This is a genomic window from Cetobacterium somerae ATCC BAA-474 (genome assembly GCF_000479045.1).
In the GTDB taxonomy this organism is placed as follows: domain Bacteria; phylum Fusobacteriota; class Fusobacteriia; order Fusobacteriales; family Fusobacteriaceae; genus Cetobacterium_A; species Cetobacterium_A somerae.
In genome coordinates this window covers 18,445-31,256 of the sequence record NZ_KI518074.1, presented here as the reverse complement: position 1 = coordinate 31,256, position 12,812 = coordinate 18,445, and the positions used below count along the sequence as shown (strand labels likewise).

At 31.2% G+C, this 12,812-nt stretch carries 15 protein-coding genes and 1 riboswitch; all 15 genes read left to right on the top strand.

The features are described from left to right. Positions 1–107: 107 nt before the first annotated feature. Positions 108–1,058, top strand: a complete 951-nt coding sequence (locus tag HMPREF0202_RS01900; protein WP_023051701.1) for an RluA family pseudouridine synthase — start codon at positions 108–110, stop codon at positions 1,056–1,058. Positions 1,059–1,110: 52 nt separating this feature from the next. After that, positions 1,111–1,722 (top strand): ribonuclease HII, encoded by a 612-nt coding sequence (locus tag HMPREF0202_RS01895; RefSeq protein WP_023051700.1) that lies wholly within the window; start codon positions 1,111–1,113, stop codon positions 1,720–1,722. Positions 1,723–1,725: 3 nt separating this feature from the next. Beyond that, entirely contained in the window at positions 1,726–2,085 is a 360-nt protein-coding gene (locus tag HMPREF0202_RS01890) for a YraN family protein (protein ID WP_023051699.1), read from the top strand. Further along, on the top strand, positions 2,069–2,290 hold the full coding sequence (locus HMPREF0202_RS01885; protein ID WP_023051698.1) for a zinc ribbon domain-containing protein: 222 nt from the start codon (positions 2,069–2,071) through the stop codon (positions 2,288–2,290). Before HMPREF0202_RS01890 ends, HMPREF0202_RS01885 begins: the two co-directional genes overlap by 17 nt. 94 nt (positions 2,291–2,384) lie before the next feature. Further along, positions 2,385–2,894, top strand: a complete 510-nt coding sequence (locus HMPREF0202_RS01880; protein WP_051364114.1) for a ComF family protein — start codon at positions 2,385–2,387, stop codon at positions 2,892–2,894. A gap of 21 nt (positions 2,895–2,915) precedes the next feature. Further along, positions 2,916–3,506 (top strand): hypothetical protein, encoded by a 591-nt coding sequence (locus tag HMPREF0202_RS01875; protein ID WP_023051696.1) that lies wholly within the window; start codon positions 2,916–2,918, stop codon positions 3,504–3,506. A gap of 116 nt (positions 3,507–3,622) precedes the next feature. Further along, positions 3,623–4,381 carry a triose-phosphate isomerase gene (tpiA, locus tag HMPREF0202_RS01870; protein ID WP_023051695.1) on the top strand — a complete coding sequence of 253 codons (759 nt, stop codon included), beginning with the start codon at positions 3,623–3,625 and terminating at the stop codon, positions 4,379–4,381. Positions 4,382–4,402: 21 nt separating this feature from the next. Next, positions 4,403–5,923 carry a 2,3-bisphosphoglycerate-independent phosphoglycerate mutase gene (gpmI, locus tag HMPREF0202_RS01865; RefSeq protein ID WP_023051694.1) on the top strand — a complete coding sequence of 507 codons (1,521 nt, stop codon included), beginning with the start codon at positions 4,403–4,405 and terminating at the stop codon, positions 5,921–5,923. 53 nt (positions 5,924–5,976) lie between these two features. Next, positions 5,977–6,153, top strand: a riboswitch (Lysine riboswitch). A 115-nt stretch (positions 6,154–6,268) separates the two neighbouring features. Then, positions 6,269–7,744, top strand: a complete 1,476-nt coding sequence (locus HMPREF0202_RS01860; RefSeq protein ID WP_147524914.1) for a Na+/H+ antiporter NhaC family protein — start codon at positions 6,269–6,271, stop codon at positions 7,742–7,744. 104 nt (positions 7,745–7,848) lie between these two features. Next, positions 7,849–8,943, top strand: coding sequence for a redox-regulated ATPase YchF (ychF, locus tag HMPREF0202_RS01855; RefSeq protein WP_023051692.1), 1,095 nt, complete (start codon positions 7,849–7,851; stop codon positions 8,941–8,943). An 89-nt stretch (positions 8,944–9,032) separates the two neighbouring features. Beyond that, a complete protein-coding gene (locus HMPREF0202_RS01850) occupies positions 9,033–9,515 on the top strand; it encodes a YceD family protein (protein ID WP_023051691.1) in 483 nt (160 codons plus the stop codon). Between the two features lie 36 nt (positions 9,516–9,551). Continuing rightward, positions 9,552–9,734 carry a 50S ribosomal protein L32 gene (gene rpmF / locus HMPREF0202_RS01845; RefSeq protein ID WP_023051690.1) on the top strand — a complete coding sequence of 61 codons (183 nt, stop codon included), beginning with the start codon at positions 9,552–9,554 and terminating at the stop codon, positions 9,732–9,734. A 99-nt stretch (positions 9,735–9,833) separates the two neighbouring features. Continuing rightward, positions 9,834–10,850: a phosphate acyltransferase PlsX gene (plsX, locus tag HMPREF0202_RS01840; protein ID WP_023051689.1), complete on the top strand. Its 1,017-nt coding sequence runs from the start codon at positions 9,834–9,836 to the stop codon at positions 10,848–10,850. After that, on the top strand, positions 10,840–11,832 hold the full coding sequence (locus tag HMPREF0202_RS01835; RefSeq protein ID WP_023051688.1) for a beta-ketoacyl-ACP synthase III: 993 nt from the start codon (positions 10,840–10,842) through the stop codon (positions 11,830–11,832). Before plsX ends, HMPREF0202_RS01835 begins: the two co-directional genes overlap by 11 nt. Positions 11,833–11,904: 72 nt before the next feature. Next, positions 11,905–12,810: an ACP S-malonyltransferase gene (fabD, locus tag HMPREF0202_RS01830; RefSeq protein ID WP_023051687.1), complete on the top strand. Its 906-nt coding sequence runs from the start codon at positions 11,905–11,907 to the stop codon at positions 12,808–12,810. Positions 12,811–12,812 lie beyond the last annotated feature (2 nt).

The following is a 12,812-nucleotide window of genomic DNA, read 5'->3' as shown; positions in this document are numbered from 1 at the left end:
CTCCAAAAAAATAGATTTCTTTTTTTTTGAGTAATAATTTTGTAATAGAAAATAACTTGTGATATAATTTTGTTTAGAAAGTATAGAGTTTAGGTAGGAAGTGAAAGATGGAAAAATATAAAGAAGTTATAGAAATAAAGGTTGAAGAAAAAGATAAGGGAAAAAGATTGGATGCTTTTCTAAATGAATTTTTTGAAGATGCTACGAGAAGTTATATTCAAAAGTTAATCGATAATGAAAATGTAGCAATAGATAATAAATCTAAAACGAAAAGTGGAAATAAACTCAAAGGAAAAGAAACGATAATAGTAAAAATTCCTGAAGATGAAGTACTAGAAGTGTTACCTGAAAATATTCCAATAGATATAGTATATGAAGATAAAGATATGGTTATAATTAATAAAGATCCAGGAGTGATTGTTCATCCAGCTCAAGGGTACTATACTGGAACTTTGGTTAATGCAGTTCTTTATCATATAAAGGATTTATCTACAATAAATGGAGTTATTAGACCTGGAATTGTCCATAGATTGGATAAAGATACAAGTGGATTGATAGTTATAGCTAAGAATGATATAGCTCATGTAAAATTAACTGATATGTTTAAAGATAAAACTATTGAAAAAAGATACGTTTGTATATGTAAAGGGAATTTTAAAAATATAGGTGGTAGAATAGAAACTTTAATTGGTAGAGATTCTAAAGATAGAAAAAAAATGGCTGTTGTAACAGAAAATGGGAAAATAGCAATAACTAATTATGAAGTTATAGATAGCGTACAGGGATTCTCTTTAGTAGAAGTAGGAATAGAAACAGGTAGAACTCATCAAATAAGAGTGCATATGAAAAGTTTAAACCATCCTATTTTAGGAGATGAAGTTTATGGAAGTAGTTCAGATTTAATAAAACGACAAATGCTTCACTCTTATTATTTGAAATTTAATCACCCTATAACAGGAAAAGAAATGGTAGTTTTAGGAGAGTTGAAAGAGGATTTTAAAGATGTGGCAAAGAGGCTAAAATTAGATATAAATAAGATAGCAAGATTGCAGAAATAATAAAAGGAAAAATATAGATGTATAGGTACAACCTATAAATAGTGGAGATGAAATGGATATAAAAAATACAATGTATCTTTTTGATTTAGAAAATGGAGATATCATAGGAGTAGATGAAGCTGGAAGAGGACCATTAGCAGGACCAGTAGTTGCAGCAGTAGCTAAATTAAAAAAGTATGATGAGAAGTTAGATAAGATAAATGATTCTAAGAAATTAACTGAAAAAGTTAGAGAGGAACTTTTTGATGTTATTATGGATAATTTTTATATAGGTATAGGAATTGCTGATGTTAAAGAGATAGATGAAATAAATATATTGAATGCTACATTTTTAGCTATGAGAAGAGCGATAAAACAAATAGAAAAAGAAACAACATTCGAAAAAGTTTTAGTAGATGGAAATCATAAAATTAGAGAATATGAAGGCGAACAAGAACCTGTAATAAAAGGTGATTCGAAAAGTTTAGCCATAGCAGCAGCTTCGATAATAGCAAAAGTTACTAGAGATAGAATGATGCTTGAAACAGCAAAACTTTATCCAGAATATACTTTTGAAAAACATAAAGGGTATGGAACAAAAGCTCATCGTGAAATGATATTAGAAAAAGGACCTATTGAAACAGTTCATAGAAAAAGTTTTTTAAAGAAAATTTTAGGAGAGTAAAATATGAATAAAAGAAGCAAGGGTAAGATTTATGAAGAAAAAGGTAAAGAATACTTAGAAAACATTGGAGTGAAGGTGTTGGCTATGAATTATCAAGGTTCCTTTGGAGAGATAGATATAATCGGATACGATGAAACGACCCTTGTTTTTTTTGAAGTTAAATATAGAAAAAACTTATCTTTTGGAATGCCACAAGAGGCGATAGATAAAAAAAAGATGAAAAAGATATATATAACAGCAAAAGAGTTTATAAGAAGAAATAGATTGGAAAATGAAAAAATAAGATTTGATGCAGTAGTTTTTCTAGGTGAAAAAATAGAATGGATTAAGAATATTTTTTGGGGTGATGAACTTGGATTATAAATGTTTAAAGTGTGGAAGTGATAGATATATAGTCAAAACTGCAGTGATACCAGAAAAAAGCCCTGGATTAAAAATAGAGATTGGAACGTACTATGTAAAAACTTGTGTAGAATGTGGTTATACGGAGTTTTATTCAGCGAAAATAGTAGATAAAGAGTTCGCAAAAAATAAAAAAGGCAAAAGATATGCTAAAGCAACTCCTTAGAAAACTATTATTTGATAATACCTGTTCTTTATGTGGGTGCCATCTCGAAAATAAAGGGTATTTGTGTTCTAAATGTATTATAAAACTAGAAAAAATGAGTGACTTAAAACAAAGAGAAAACTTATACTATTTATATTATTATACAGATGTAAAAAAAATAATTTTTGACTTAAAATTTAAAAACAGAAAAGGTGTTGCAAACAGTCTAAGTAGACATGTAAAAGAGTCTATAGAACAGATTCAAATAAAAGAAGAGATTGATGTGGTAATATCTGTCCCTGTGAATAAAAAGAGATTTCTAGAAAGAGGATATAATCAAGTTGATGAAATACTAAAATCAGCAGATATAAAATTTGAAAATATTGAAAGAATAAAAAATACAAAACATATGTATGAGATAAAAGAACATGAAAAAAGAAAAGAAAATGTAAAAAAAGCATTTAAAGTAACAAGAGATTATTTTCAAAAAAATATATTAATAGTTGATGATATTGTAACAACAGGTGCAACAATAAAAGAGATAGAAAAAGAATTTTTAGAAAATCAGAAGGCAAAAAGTGTAGTTTTTTTTACAATAGCTGTAGTGCGAGATTATTTTAAATGACTAAAATGAGGATGGGTAGAAATGGAGATTTTTATAAATGGTGAAAAGATAAATATAGGAATAAAGAATACAAAGTTATTGAATGTATTAGAAAAATTAGAGGCAAATGTAATTCAAAATGGTGAAGTTATTGTTGAATTAAAACTTGATGGAGAGATGGTGGATGGTAAATCTTTACCTTTAAATAAAAAAGTAAAGATTTTAGAGTTAACAACACGTTCACATAGAGAGATTTTAATAGAATCTTTATATCTTTTAGAGCCTTATTCTGATAGATTTTTTGAAAATTTATCTGAAGTAGAAGAAGAGATGAATGATATTGGAAAAATAATAGAGATGGTAAGTTTTGTTGAGTGGGTATTTGGAATAGTACTGTCTCTAAAAGAAGCAACGGCGATAGATTTATTATACTCTGATTACAACGAGTATGTAGAAGAGTTTAAGAAATATGCAGAAGAGATTTTCGAAGCCTTTAAAAAGGAGGATTTTGTAGGGATTATAGAGCTTTTAGAAGGAGCAATAGTACCATTACTAGAGGATTTATTAGCAAACTCAAAAGATTACCTAAAAGAGGTTTTAAAAGAAGAAGGTAGAAGAAAATTACTAAATTAGAGAAAAAAATACTCAAAATAGGATGAAAATATAGACAATGTCGTGCGTGTTAAAAAACTAGAAATTATGTTATTATAAAATTAAAATTAATAAAAAAGTTTTGGAGGGAGAAATCAATGAGAAAGACAATAATCGCAGGAAACTGGAAAATGAATAAAACAGTAGCAGAAACAAAAGCTACATTATCAGAGTTAAAAGAGTTAACAAATGGTGTAGAAGGAGTAGAAATTGTAATTGGAGCTCCATTCACAGCTTTAGAATCAGCTGTAAAAACAGTTGAAGGATCAAATGTTGCAATAGCTGCACAAAACATGCATCCAAAAGATTCAGGAGCATACACAGGAGAAATATCACCAGTTATGTTAAAAGAAATTGGAGTAAAATACGTTATATTAGGACATTCAGAAAGAAGAGAGTATTTCCATGAGTCTAATGCTTTCATTAATGAAAAAGTAAAGGCAGCTTTAGCTCACGATTTAATTCCAATATTATGTATTGGAGAAAAATTAGAGGAAAGAGAATCAGGAAAAACATCTGAAGTAAACGAAAAGCAAATTAGAGAAGGATTAGCAGGATTAACACCTGAAGAGGCAGTTAAAGTTGTTGTGGCATACGAACCAGTATGGGCTATAGGAACTGGAAAAACAGCTACACCAGAAATGGCAGAAGAGACTCATAAAGAGATTAGAGATGTATTAATAGCTATGTTTGGAGCAGAAGCAGCATCAGAAATGACAATCCAATATGGAGGATCAATGAATGCTAAAAATGCAGCAGAGTTATTAGCAATGGAAAATATAGATGGTGGACTTGTAGGAGGAGCTTCGTTAGATGCACCAACATTTATTCAAGTTATAAAAGCAGGAGCAAGATAATAAAAATTAGGAGGCTAAAAAATGGCTAAAAAACCTTTAATGTTAATGGTTCTTGATGGTTGGGGATACAACCCAAATGCAACAGAAAAAAATGCTATTGCAGAAGCAAAACCAGAAAATTTTGAAAGATTATTTAATACTTATCCACATACATTAATAAAAGCATCTGGAGAAGCTGTAGGATTACCAGAAGGACAAATGGGTAACTCTGAGGTAGGACACTTAAATTTAGGTGCTGGAAGAGTTATTTATCAACCTCTAGTAGAAATTACAAAAGAGATTAGAGATGGAGAATTTTTTGAAAAAGCTAAAGTTGTAGAAGCATTTAACTATGCTAAAAATAATGATAAAGCAATTCATTTCATGGGACTTTTATCAGATGGAGGAGTTCACTCTCATATTAATCACCTATTTGGATTATTAGAGATGGCAAAAAGAACAGGATTAACAAAAGTATATATCCATGCATTTATGGATGGAAGAGATACTGCTCCTACTTCAGGATTAGAGTTTATAAAAAAATTAGAAGAAAAAATAAAAGAGATAGGAGTAGGAGAAATTGCAACTATTTCTGGAAGATATTTTTCAATGGATAGAGATACTAACTGGGATAGAACAGAAAAGGCTTATGATGCTATAGTTGGAAAAGTAGAAGTAACTGAAAAAACTCCTGAACAAATTATAGAAGATTCATATGCTGAAAAAATAACAGATGAATTTATAAAGCCAGTTTTATTAACAAAATCTGGAGAAATCAAAAAAGGTGATGTTGTAATTAATTTCAATTACAGACCAGATAGAGCTAGACAAATAACAAGAGCTTTAACAGATAAAGACTTTAAAGGATTCCAAAGAGAATATTTAGAGCCTAAATACTACTGCATGAGACAGTATGATTCAACTATAGATGCAGAAATCATTTATACAGATAAAGACATAACTAACACTTTAGGAGAAGTTATATCAAATCACAACTTAACTCAGTTAAGAACAGCTGAAACTGAAAAGTATGCACACGTTACTTTCTTCTTTAACGGAGGAAAAGAAACTGAATTCAAAGGTGAAGAGAGAATATTAGTTGCATCTCCAAAAGTTGCAACATATGACTTACAACCAGAAATGTCAGCTCCAGAATTAACAAAGAAAGTTTTAGAAGCATTAGATTCTGATAAGTTTGATGTTATTGTAATGAACTTTGCTAATCCTGATATGGTTGGACACACTGGTGTATTTGACGCAGCTGTAAAAGCAATAAAAGCTGTTGATAAAGGTGTGGGAGAGATTGTTAATAAAGTTCTAGAATTAGATGGAACAGTATTAATAACAGCTGACCATGGAAATGCTGAAAAAATGGTAGACCCAGTAACAAATGAGGCATTTACTGCGCATACAACAAATGAGGTACCATTTATATATGTTTCTAATAATTTTAAAGGAGAACTAAACCATGGAAAGTTAGCTGACGTGGCTCCAACAATGTTAGAAATATTAAATATTGAGAAACCAGCTGAAATGAATGGAGTTTCTTTAATAAAAAAATAATTGACAGAGAAAACAAATAATGATACTATAATTTAAAGTTTCGAAAATTTAATATTTTAGGTAGAGGTTGCGAATAACAAGAGTAACTCAATAGAGCTGGACAGAGCGCTGAAGTTGAGAGAAAGGGAAGTTCGCCGAAATGAAGATTAAGTCAAAAATCTTTGTTGGGCATGTGAAAAATATTCATATGACTGTCATCAGATAGAATCTGGTGTTGTGCTATCCAAAATTTGTGATATATTTTGCAGATTAGCTACCGTATTTTCCATACGGTAGTTTTTTTTACCTAAAATTTCAGTGAAACTAAAATATAAAATTAAACTTGGAGGTTTTAGGATGAACAGAATAACAGAACTATTAAAATTAAGTCCAGTTGCTATATTAGCAATGTTAATGTTTATGGGATATGATGCTTTAATAGCAGCACCTATAGCAACAGTATATGCAGCATTAGTTGCAGGATTTGTTGAAAAGAAGAAAGTAAATGATATAATTGAAGCAGTTATAAATAATGCAAAAGAGATGCAGGTTGCATTTTTTATTTTAATGGTAGCATATGCTATGGCAGAAGTGTTCATGTCAACAGGGGTTGGAGCTTCTATTATAAATTTAGCTTTAAATGTGGGATTGACAGGGAGAACAGTAGCAGTTGTAGGAATAATCGTAACATCAGTTTTATCAATAGCAACAGGAACAAGCTGGGGAACATTTGCTGCTTGTGCACCGATATTTTTATGGCTTAACCATATTGTTGGAGGGAATATTGCTTTAACAGTAGGAGCAATAGCTGGTGGAGCATGTTTTGGAGATAACATAGGACTTATATCAGATACAACAATTGTAAGTTCTGGAATTCAAAAAGTTGAAGTAATAAAGAGAATAAGACACCAAGGATATTGGTCTGGACTAGTTTTAATATTAGGAATTGTAGCTTTTTATGTAGCTGGAGTAGCAATGGGATTACCTACAACTACAGGAGATGCAGCAACAGCTATTGGACAAATACCAGAAGAGGTTTGGACAGTACTTGCTGAAAAAAGAGAGTCTGCAGTTACGTTACTAAATCAAGTAAAAACAGGTGTACCAACTTATATGATAATACCATTAATTCTTGTTTTGATAGCAGCGTTTAGAGGATTAACAACACTTTTATGTTTGTTCATAGGAATATTTGCAGCATATATATTAGGTATGTTTGCAGGAACAGTTGAAAGTACAGGTGCATTTTTAAATCTACTATATTCTGGATTTGAGGGTGCAGGATCTTGGGTAATTGTAATGATGATGTGGGTTGCAGCATTCGGTGGAATAATGAAGTTGATGGATGCGTTTAGACCGTTATCAAATATAGTGGTTGCAGTTTCAAAAAATGTAAGACAATTGATGTTTTGTAATGGAGTACTATCTATATTAGGAAATGCTGGTTTAGCAGATGAGATGGCTCAGATAGTTACTATGGGACCAATTATAAGAGAGATTGTTGAGAAAAATGTTGAAGGTTCACCAGAGGATATTGAAACATTAAGACTTAGAAATGCGACATTTAGTGATGCTCTAGGAGTGTTTGGATCACAACTAATTCCATGGCATGTATATATAGGATTTTATTTAGGAATAGCTCAAGCTGTTTATCCATTATATAAATTTAGTGCAATGGATATAATCAAATTCAATTTCTTAGCATTAATAGCAGTATCAACAATTTTAATAGCAACATTAACAGGATTAGATAGATTTATTCCAAGATTTGGATTACCAAGTGAACCAAAAGTAAGATTAAAAAAGGCAACTGTAGAAAATTGTGTAGGTGAAAAAGCTTAAAAATTAAAACCCTTACTAAATAAAGTGAGGGTTTTTTTATTTACAAAAGGTTTTATATATGGTAAAATCTAAAGTAAAATAAAATTTCAGGAGGAATCTCTAAAATGATAGGTATAGGAATAGTAGGACTTCCAAATGTTGGAAAGTCAACTCTTTTTAACGCAATAACAAAAGCTGGAGCGGCAGAAGCAGCAAACTATCCGTTCTGTACAATAGAACCAAACGTAGGAATGGTAACAGTTCCAGATCAAAGATTAGATGAGTTATCAAAAATAATAAATCCTCAAAGAGTTCAGCACGCAACAGTTGAATTTGTGGATATTGCAGGTTTAGTTGAAGGAGCAGCAAAAGGTGAAGGTCTAGGAAATAAATTCCTATCAAACATTAGAACTACTGCTGCAATTTGTCAAGTTGTTAGATGTTTTGAAGATGAGAACATTATTCACGTAAGTGGAAGTGTAGATCCGATAAGAGATATTGAAATTATAAACGGAGAACTTATTTTAGCTGATGTGGAAACTGTTGAAAAAGCTATAGAAAAGCAATCAAAATTGTTCAAAGCAAAAAATAAAGAAGCTTTAGCATTAATGCCAGTTTTAGAAAAGTGTAAAGCACATTTAGATGAGTATAAGATGTTAAGAACACTTGCATTAACACCTGAAGAGCAAGAGTTAATGAGAACATATCAACTTTTAACACAAAAGCCAATGATGTTTGCAGCAAATGTATCAGAAGATGAATTAGCTACAGGAAATGAATATGTAGAAAAGGTAAAAGAATATGCAGCAGGTTTAGGAGCAGAAGTTGTTGTAGTATCTGCAAAAGTAGAATCAGAACTTCAAGAGATGGAAGAAGAGGATAAAAAAGAGTTTTTAGAGGCTTTAGGAGTAGAAGAGCCAGGATTAAATAGATTAATCAGAGCAGGATTTAAACTATTAGGACTACAAACTTATTTCACAGCAGGAGTAAAAGAAGTAAGAGCGTGGACTATAAAGATAGGAGATACAGCTCCAAAGGCAGCTGGAGAAATCCATACAGATTTTGAAAGAGGATTTATTAGAGCAAAAGTAGTTGGATATGAGGACTTTATAAAGTGTTCTGGATGGAAAGGAGCTCAAGAAGCAGGAGTTCTAAGACTAGAAGGAAAAGAATACATTGTAAAAGATGGGGACTTAATGGAGTTTTTATTTAATGTATAAAATATAAAAGGTTGTTAAGAAAAATTACTTGACAACCTTTAAAAAAACTAGTAAAATATTAAGGTATTGTAATTATAAGGAGGATAACATTGATAATCAAGCTTAGTGAAATTATTAATGAATCAGAGGTAGCCTTTGATTATGTTGAGAAGACTATGGATTCTATGGACACTCCAGAGGGTGTAACTATAAAAGGAAAAGCCTATAAAGAGGGAAATGGTTATGTAATTGAAGGGTCTTATAGAACAGTACTAAGATTAGAGTGTGTTAGATGTTTAGCAGAAATAGAACCTTTAATTCAAGGAGAATTTAAAGGAGAATATCTAGATCCAAAAGAATATTCTAAGTATATATCTAGTCTGAAGCCAGAAGAGGAGTTTGGAGACAAACATTTTGAAGAAGCTATAAACAGCGAAATAGATATCTCTGATCTGGTTAGAGAATATATAATACTTGATTTGTCACAATATGAGGCATGTCTTCCAGAGTGTTCAGATACTTCTGAAGTAGAAAAATACTCTAAAGAGGATGTTGACCCAAGATGGCAGCAATTATTAGACATAAAATTTTAAATTTTTAAATATGAATGTATTAGGAGGGAAACTAAGATGGCAGTACCTAAGAAGAAAACTTCGAAAGCTAAGAAAAACATGAGAAGATCTCACCACGCATTAACAGGTTCTACTTTAGCAACTTGTGACAAATGTGGAGCACCAAGAAGACCGCACAGAGTTTGTCTTGCATGTGGAGATTACAACGGAAAGCAAGTATTAGCTACAGAAGTAGAGTAATATCTTATAAAAAAAAGCGGGATAGTTAAATCTTGCTTTTTTTTATTTCCAAAAATATGATATAATAGTTAATAATTATATATTGATTGAGGAGAAAATATGAGAATTGCTTTAGATGCCATGGGTGGAGATTTTGCGCCTTTAGAAACAGTAAAAGGTGCTATACAAGCTTTGGATGAACTAAAAGGTTTAACTGTGGTTTTAGTTGGAAAAAAAGAAAAAATACAAGAAGAATTAGAGAAGTATACTTATGATAAAAATAGAATAGAAATTTACGATGCTAGAGAAATTATTGAGATGACAGATGATCCAATGTCAGCTGTAAGAACTAAAAAAGACTCGTCTATGAATAGAATGTTAGAATTAGTGAAATCTGGAGAGGTTGAAGCATCAGTTTCAGCAGGAAATACAGGAGCATTAATAAGTGCTAGTCAACTTAAACTTAGAAGAATAAAAGGAGTTTTAAGACCAGCAATAACAACAATATTTCCAAGTAAAAAAAGAGATATTGTTTTAATGGATGTGGGAGCAAATGCTGATTGTAGACCTGAGTTTATAAATCAATTTGCAACAATGGGAACTCTATATTATGAAGAGATGTTTGGTGTTTCAAATGCTAAAGTTGGATTGCTTAATATAGGAACTGAAGAAGGAAAAGGTAATGAAATTACAAGAGAGGCCTTCCATCTTTTGAAAAGTAATGATAAAATAAATTTTATAGGAAACATTGAAAGTAGAGAGATGATGGATGGAGAAGTCGACGTCATTGTAGCTGATGGTTTTACTGGAAATATGGTTTTAAAAACAGCAGAAGGAACTGCTAAATTTATATTTTCAATTTTAAAAGAAGAAATAAATAAAAGTACTTTAGGAAAAATAGGGGCTCTTTTATTAAAACCTATTTTAAAAAAATTAAAAGGAAAGCTGGATTCATCTGAGTATGGAGGAGCTCTTTTTTTAGGAATAAATGGAATTTCTATAAAGGCTCATGGAAACTCAACAGCTAGAGGAATCAAAAATGCTTTAAAAGTTGCCAATAAGTTTGCAGAAGACAAATTTATAGATAGATTAACAGAGGTAATGAAACAGAATCAAGGAGGAAGCGATGAAGCTTAAAAATGTAGGTATAATAGGGTTAGGAACTTATGTTCCAGAAAATGTAATGACAAATTTTGATTTTGAAAAAATTATAGATACATCAGATGAGTGGATTAGAACAAGAACAGGAATAGAAGAAAGAAGGTTTGCAAGTGCAGATCAAGCCACATCAGACTTAGGAGCAGAAGCATCAAAAAAAGCTTTAGAAAAAGCAGGACTTTCTGCAGAAGATATTGATATGATAATTCTAGCAACAACAACGCCTGATTATCCAATTCAAAGTACAGCATGTGTTGTACAAGAGTTAATAGGAGCTATAAACGCAGCAGCAGTAGATATAAATGCAGCATGTAGTGGATTTGTTTATGCTTTAACGATGGCAAAAGGTTTAATTGCTTCTGGAATGAATAAAAGAATATTAGTAATAGGAGCAGAGGTTCTATCTAAGTGTGTAGATATGCAAGATAGAAATACTTGTGTTTTATTTGGAGATGGAGCAGCAGCAGCAGTAGTAGCTGAAGTAGAAGAGGGATACGGAATGTTATCACAGTTCTTAGGAGCGGAAGCTGATGTAAAAGGAGCTCTTAGAACACCAGCAGGAGGAACAAGAAAACCGTTAAGTCAAGAAGTTTTAGATGAGAGATCAAATTTCTTACAAATGAAAGGACAAGATGTATTTAAATTTGCTGTAAAAGCTCTTCCAAAAGCAACATTAGAAGCGTTAGAGGGAGCTAATTTAAAAGCAGAAAATATAGATATGGTATTTCCACATCAAGCGAATGTTAGAATAATAGAGGCAGCTTCAAAAAGATTAGAAATTCCAATGGATAAGTTTTATTTAAACTTAAATAAATTAGGGAATACATCATCAGCTTCAATTGGATTAGCTTTAGGTGAAGCTTTAGATAAAGGTCTTGTAAAAAAAGGAGATACAATAGCATTAACAGGATTTGGAGCAGGATTAACATATGCTTCAATGATAATTAAGTGGTCTTACTAAATTTAAAATTGACAGAGTAGTAATAATATGGTATATTAAAAAACACATGTTATTTATAAAAAAGGAGTTAATATGAGCAAAATAGCTTTTGTTTTTCCAGGTCAAGGAACACAGTATGTTGGCATGGGAAAAGAACTTTATGAAAATAATGAATTAGCTAAAAAAGAGTTTGATAAAATCTTCTCTAATTTAGATTTTGATTTGAAATCAGTTATGTTTGAAGGTAGTGAAGAAGAATTAAAAGATACTAAGAATACTCAACCTGCAATAGTAGCAATGAGTTTAGTTTTAGAAAAAATGTTAAGAGAAAAAGGAATTGAGCCAAATTATGTAGCAGGGCACTCTGTAGGAGAGTATGCAGCAATTGGATCAGCAGGATTTTTATCTATGGAAGATGCTGTAAAGCTAACTTCTTTAAGAGGAAAAGCAATGAGCAAGGTATCAGGAGAAGTTGCAGGAACAATGGCAGCGATAATTGGACTTGATGCTGATAAAATAGTTGAAACTTTAAAATCAGTAGACGGAATAGCTGAGGCAGTTAACTTCAATGAACCTAAGCAAACTGTAATAGCGGGAGAAAAAGAAGCGATAGGAAAAGCTTGTATAGCTTTAAAAGAAGCAGGAGCAAGAAGAGCTATGGAACTATCAGTTTCTGGACCATTTCACTCAAGCTTAATGCAGCCAGCTGGTGAAATATTAAAAGAAGCTTTAGAAGAATTTAAATTTGAAGATTCTTCAGTAGTTTTAATTGCTAATACAACAGCAAAAGAGATTACAAAAGTTGATGAATTAAAAGATGAATTATATAGACAAAGCTTTGGACCAGTAAAATGGGTTGATACAATATTAGCTTTAAAAGAAGCAGGAGTAACTACCATATATGAAATTGGACCAGGAAAAGTATTAAATGGTTTAATAAAAAAGATTGATAAAGAGATTGAAGTTATCAATATTGAAAAACTTTCAGATTTAGTATAAAA

What these genes read in the sequence shown, in the direction of transcription:
- HMPREF0202_RS01875 (WP_023051696.1), top strand. Translation starts at nt 2,916, where the DNA reads ATGGAGATTTTTATAAATGGTGAAAAGATAAATATAGGAATAAAGAAT.
- HMPREF0202_RS01880 (WP_051364114.1), top strand. Translation starts at nt 2,385, where the DNA reads ATGAGTGACTTAAAACAAAGAGAAAACTTATACTATTTATATTATTAT.
- HMPREF0202_RS01890 (WP_023051699.1), top strand. Translation starts at nt 1,726, where the DNA reads ATGAATAAAAGAAGCAAGGGTAAGATTTATGAAGAAAAAGGTAAAGAA.
- plsX (WP_023051689.1), top strand. Translation starts at nt 9,834, where the DNA reads ATGAGAATTGCTTTAGATGCCATGGGTGGAGATTTTGCGCCTTTAGAA.
- fabD (WP_023051687.1), top strand. Translation starts at nt 11,905, where the DNA reads ATGAGCAAAATAGCTTTTGTTTTTCCAGGTCAAGGAACACAGTATGTT.
- HMPREF0202_RS01885 (WP_023051698.1), top strand. Translation starts at nt 2,069, where the DNA reads ATGAACTTGGATTATAAATGTTTAAAGTGTGGAAGTGATAGATATATA.
- rpmF (WP_023051690.1), top strand. Translation starts at nt 9,552, where the DNA reads ATGGCAGTACCTAAGAAGAAAACTTCGAAAGCTAAGAAAAACATGAGA.
- ychF (WP_023051692.1), top strand. Translation starts at nt 7,849, where the DNA reads ATGATAGGTATAGGAATAGTAGGACTTCCAAATGTTGGAAAGTCAACT.
- HMPREF0202_RS01835 (WP_023051688.1), top strand. Translation starts at nt 10,840, where the DNA reads ATGAAGCTTAAAAATGTAGGTATAATAGGGTTAGGAACTTATGTTCCA.
- HMPREF0202_RS01900 (WP_023051701.1), top strand. Translation starts at nt 108, where the DNA reads ATGGAAAAATATAAAGAAGTTATAGAAATAAAGGTTGAAGAAAAAGAT.
- tpiA (WP_023051695.1), top strand. Translation starts at nt 3,623, where the DNA reads ATGAGAAAGACAATAATCGCAGGAAACTGGAAAATGAATAAAACAGTA.
- HMPREF0202_RS01895 (WP_023051700.1), top strand. Translation starts at nt 1,111, where the DNA reads ATGGATATAAAAAATACAATGTATCTTTTTGATTTAGAAAATGGAGAT.
- gpmI (WP_023051694.1), top strand. Translation starts at nt 4,403, where the DNA reads ATGGCTAAAAAACCTTTAATGTTAATGGTTCTTGATGGTTGGGGATAC.